This is a genomic window from Methylobacterium sp. CCH5-D2, assembly GCF_001556475.1.
GTDB lineage: Bacteria > Pseudomonadota > Alphaproteobacteria > Rhizobiales > Beijerinckiaceae > Methylobacterium > Methylobacterium hispanicum.
Genome location: NZ_LSIX01000731.1, coordinates 1 through 4,797 on the forward strand (window position 1 = coordinate 1; position 4,797 = coordinate 4,797).

3 protein-coding genes are annotated in these 4,797 nt (G+C 70.7%); all 3 read right to left on the reverse strand.

From position 1 onward, the window contains the following. Window positions 1–174: 174 nt before the first annotated feature. Window positions 175–852, reverse strand: a complete 678-nt coding sequence (locus AX737_RS19390; protein ID WP_066924237.1) for an HAD hydrolase-like protein — start codon at window positions 850–852, stop codon at window positions 175–177. 74 nt (window positions 853–926) lie between these two features. Beyond that, on the reverse strand, window positions 927–2,015 hold the full coding sequence (locus AX737_RS19395) for an alkene reductase (RefSeq protein ID WP_066924239.1): 1,089 nt from the start codon (window positions 2,013–2,015) through the stop codon (window positions 927–929). A gap of 137 nt (window positions 2,016–2,152) precedes the next feature. Then, window positions 2,153–4,297 (reverse strand): sodium-translocating pyrophosphatase, encoded by a 2,145-nt coding sequence (locus AX737_RS19400; protein WP_066924241.1) that lies wholly within the window; start codon window positions 4,295–4,297, stop codon window positions 2,153–2,155. Between the last annotated feature and the right edge of the window lie 500 nt (window positions 4,298–4,797).

Consider the following 4,797-nt stretch of genomic DNA (forward strand, 5'->3'; position numbering starts at 1 on the left):
TCTACGTCTCCAACGCACCCTACACCGAGCTCCAGAAGGTCCTCGGCGTCTTCTCCAGCGTCACGGGACCCGTCGCATCCGCGGCGGCCGTCTACGCCTACTCGAAGTAGGGGCGGTGGACGCCCGTCCGCGTTCCGGCACGGTTCCCCTCGCGCCCGTGCCGGGACGCGGCGCTCAGCCGGTCCTCGGCGCCTCCAGCGCTCGGATGTCGTCCGGCCGCTCGAACAGGAAGTCCGGCCCCGCCGCGCGCAGCGCCTCCGGTCTGGTATAGCCCCAGCCGACCGCCCCGAAGGCGCAGCCGACCGCACGGGCCGCCTCCAGGTCCCGCAACTCGTCGCCGATGCAGAGCGTATCCGCAGCAGGCAGGCCCGCGCTCCGCAGGAGCCTGCGCAGCCGGGCGGCCTTGCCGAACACCGAGGCGCCGCAGGCCCAGTGCGCGACGTGGCCCGCGCTCTCCGGGCCCAGCACCCGCTCGACGTTCGCCCGGCTGTTCGAGCTGAGCAGGGCGAGGGTCGGACCGGCGGCGGCGAGCCCGGCCAGAACCTCCGCGATGCCCGGAAACGGGCGGATCGCCGCGATGTCCCGCGCCATCAGGGCGTGCATGTGCCGGCTGATCAGCGGCAGCTTCCAGAGCGGCACCTCGAGACGGCGCATGACGGCGGCCGCGCTCATCCCCCGCAGCGTCTCGGCCTCCTCGGGCGCGACCCGCCGGAAGCCGTAGCGGTCCGCGACCCCGTCGAGGACGCCGCAGAACCAGCCGAAGCTGTCGGCGAGCGTGCCGTCGAAATCGAGGACGACGAGGCGGTAGCGGCCCGGCAGGGGCGCCCGCGGCGGCACGGGGCTTGGTGGCACGGCGAGGACCCGGAATGGGAGCGGCGCGCGCCATCAAGCACGCGCCGCCCCTCCGGCCAAGCTGGACCCGTGCCTCAGGCCGCCTTCTGGGCCAGCGTCGGATAGTCGACGTAGCCCTCCGGACCCTGGCTGTACCAGGTCTTGGCATCGTCCTTCTGGAGCGGTGCGTCCGCGGCGATACGCGCGGGCAGGTCCGGGTTGGCGATGAAGGTGCGGCCGAAGGCGATCGCGTCGCACACGCCCGAATCGAGCGTGGCCTGCCCGCTGCGTCCGTCGTAGTCGGAGTTCAGGATCAGCGGGTTGCGGAAGCGCTCGCGGATCACCGGCGCCACGGGCGGTACGTCGGCCTTGCCGAAGGTGCCGTTCGGCCCCGGCTCGCGCATCTCCAGGAAGGCGATGCCGATCTCGTCGAGCGCGGCGGCGGCCGCGCCGAACAGGGCGTGGGGCTCGGAGTCGTTGACGCCCTGGATCTCGCCGTTGGGCGAGAGGCGCACGCCGGTGCGGTCGGCGCCCGCGACCTTGGCGACCCGCTCCGTCACCTCGCGCAACAGGCGGATCCGGTTCTCGATCGGGCCGCCGTAGGCGTCCGTGCGGCGGTTCGGCCCGTCCCGCAGGAACTCGTCGATGAGGTAACCGTTCGCCGCGTGGATCTGCACGCCGTCGAAGCCGGCCGCCAGCGCGTTGCGGGTGGCGCGCTCGTAGTCGGCGAGCAGGCGCGGGATCTCGTCGGTCTCCAGCGCCCGCGCCTCCGCGTAGGGCTTCTTGCCCGCGTAGGTGTGGGCCTGGTCCGGCGCCGTGGAGGCGGAGGACGAGACGGGCCGCTCGCCGCCGAGGAAGTCCGGATGGACGAGGCGGCCCATGTGCCAGAGCTGGCAGACGATTCGGCCGCCCCGGTCGTGCACCGCCTTCACCACCGGCTCCCAGGCCTCCGCCTGCGCGTCCGACCAGATGCCCGGCGCGAAGGGCCAGCCGAGGCCCTCCTGGCTGATCCCGGTCGCCTCCGAGATGATGAGGCCGGCGCTCGCCCGCTGGGCGTAGTACTCGGCCATGATCGGCGTGGGGACATGCGCGCGGTCGGCGCGCCCGCGGGTGAGCGGGGCCATGAAGATGCGGTTCGGCGCCTCGATGGCGCCGATGCGGATCGGGTCGAGCAGTGAGGGCATTCTAATCCCGTGTGTGTGCTGCAATCGGCAGATGCACGCTCACATGGGCAGCCGATCCGGTCCGGCCAGTGCGGCACCGCACACACGACGGGCCGGCCAAGGATAGGCCGGCCCGCCTCTCGGGTCCGTCGCGGGGCTCAGCTGTGCGCCAGCACGGCCAGCAGCAGCAGGGCGATGATGTTGGTGATCTTGATCGCCGGGTTCACGGCCGGGCCCGCCGTGTCCTTGTAGGGGTCGCCGACCGTGTCGCCGGTCACCGCCGCCTTGTGGGCGTCGGAGCCCTTGCCGCCGTGGTGCCCGTCCTCGATGTACTTCTTCGCGTTGTCCCAGGCGCCGCCGCCGGACGTCATCGAGACCGCGACGTAGAGGCCGGTGATGATCACGCCGAGCAGCGAGGCGCCCACCGTGGCGAAGGCCTGGCTCTTGCCCGCGATCAGCTGGATCACGAAGAACAGAACGATCGGCGTCAGGACCGGCAGGAGCGAGGGCACGATCATCTCGCGGATCGCGGCGCGCGTCAGCATGTCGACGGCGCGGCCGTAATCGGGCCGGTCGGTCCCCTGCATGATGCCGGGCTTCTCGCGGAACTGGCGCCGCACCTCCTCCACCACGGCGCCGGCGGCGCGACCCACCGCCGTCATGGCGATGCCGGCGAAGAGGAACGGAATCAGGCCGCCGAGCAGCAGGCCGACCACGACGTAGGGGTTCGACAGCGAGAAATCGACGACGACGCCCTTGAAGAAGCGGTACTGCGTGTCGCTGGCGTTGGCGATGAAGTAGTTCAGGTCGGAGGTGTAGGCGGCGAACAGCACCAGCGCTCCGAGGCCCGCAGAGCCGATGGCGTAGCCCTTGGTCACCGCCTTGGTGGTGTTGCCGACCGCGTCGAGGGCGTCCGTGGACTTCCGCACGTCCGGCGGCAGGCCGGCCATCTCGGCGATGCCGCCCGCGTTGTCGGTGACGGGGCCGAAGGCGTCCAGCGCCACGACGAAGCCGGCGAGCGCCAGCATCGCGGTCACCGCGATGGCGATGCCGAAGAGGCCGGCGAGCGCGTAGGTCGCGATGATGCCGGCCACGATCACGATCGCCGGCAGCGCCGTCGATTCGAGCGAGATCGCCAGACCCTGGATCACGTTGGTGCCGTGGCCGGTAACCGAGGCGTCGGCGATCGACTTCACGGGCCGGAAGTTCGTGCCGGTGTAGTACTCGGTGATCACCACGATCAGCGCGGTGATCGCCAGCCCGATCACCGCGCAGCCGAACAGGCCGGCCGAGGTGAAGCTCTGCCCGGTCGAGGTGGTGAAGCTCGTGGAGAACCCGCCGAGCAGGGTGAGGTTGACGAGGGCGATCGCCGCGACCGAGAGCACGCCGGCCGTGATCAGGCCCTTGTAGAGCGCGCCCATGATCGACTGGTTGGCGCCGAGCCGCACCGCGTAGGTGCCGGCGATGGAGGTGACGATGCAGGCCGCCCCGATGGCCAGCGGGTAGAGCATCATCGATTCGAGCACCGCGCCCCCGCTCCCCGTGGGGCCGGAGAAGAAGATCGCGGCGAGCACCATGGTGGCCACGACCGTGACCGCGTAGGTCTCGAACAGGTCGGCGGCCATGCCGGCGCAGTCGCCGACATTGTCGCCCACGTTGTCGGCGATGGTGGCGGGGTTGCGCGGATCGTCCTCCGGGATACCGGCCTCGACCTTGCCGACGAGGTCGCCGCCGACATCCGCGCCCTTGGTGAAGATGCCGCCGCCCAGCCGCGCGAAGATCGAGATCAGCGAGGCGCCGAAGCCGAGGGCCACCAGCGCGTCGATCACCTCGCGGCTCGACGGCGCGAGCCCGGCGCCGCGGGTGAGGTAGAGGTAGTAGAGGGCGACGCCCAGCAGCGCGAGGCCGGCCACCAGCATGCCGGTGACGGCGCCGGACTTGAACGCGACCTCCAGGCCCCCGCCGAGCGAGGTGGAGGCGGCTTGCGCCGTGCGGACGTTGGCGCGCACCGAGACGTTCATGCCGATGAAGCCGGCGACCCCGGAAAGCACCGCGCCGATCAGGAAGCCCACCGCCACCTTGATCCCGAGAAAGACGGCCAGCACCACGAAGAGGACGACGCCGACGATGCCGATCGTCGCGTATTGCCGCCGCAGATAGGCCTGGGCGCCCTCCGCGATGGCGCCCGCGATCTCCTGCATCCGCTGGGTGCCGGGGTCGCGCTTCAACACGTCGGTGATCGTGACGATCCCGTAGGCGACGGCGCAGAGCCCGCCCAGGATGATCAGCAGCAATGGTGTCATTCTACCGTCCTTGAATTCGATGCCTGGCGTGGGCTTGTGATCGTGGAGCTTGGCCGGATCCGGCCATGGGACGTGTGCTCTGGACGTGATTCGGTGACGTTCGCTGCAGTACGGGCATTCCTTCCCAAGACGTCCCCGCCATGCTTGCCAAACTTCGCGGCACAGAGCAAACAGGACTTCGGGCAAGCAACATCTGATCTTGCTGCGGCGCAGTAAAGAGCCGGGCAGGATTTTGCGGTGCGATGACTTGAGTTCATCGAGAACTGGGCCGGACTAGCGCCGGGCTGGCCGGCCTCTGCCGGGTGAGCGAGATCGATCGCGTCGGGCCCGGAATCGTCGGACGGCGCGGTTCCGGTCTGGTCTCGGCGGCAGCCGATCGAGCCCGGCCGGACGACCGGCCGGCGCTCGGGGGACACGGATTTTGGTTGAGCGGTTCGGCGCTGTAAGGTGAACCGCGCCATGCCCCCTCTCCCATAGGGAGAGGGTTGGGGTGAGGGGTA

Excerpts from the sequence above, each read along its gene's own strand:
- AX737_RS19395 (WP_066924239.1), bottom strand. The coding sequence starts at position 2,015 with ATGCCCTCACTGCTCGACCCGATCCGCATCGGCGCCATCGAGGCGCCG.
- AX737_RS19400 (WP_066924241.1), bottom strand. The coding sequence starts at position 4,297 with ATGACACCATTGCTGCTGATCATCCTGGGCGGGCTCTGCGCCGTCGCC.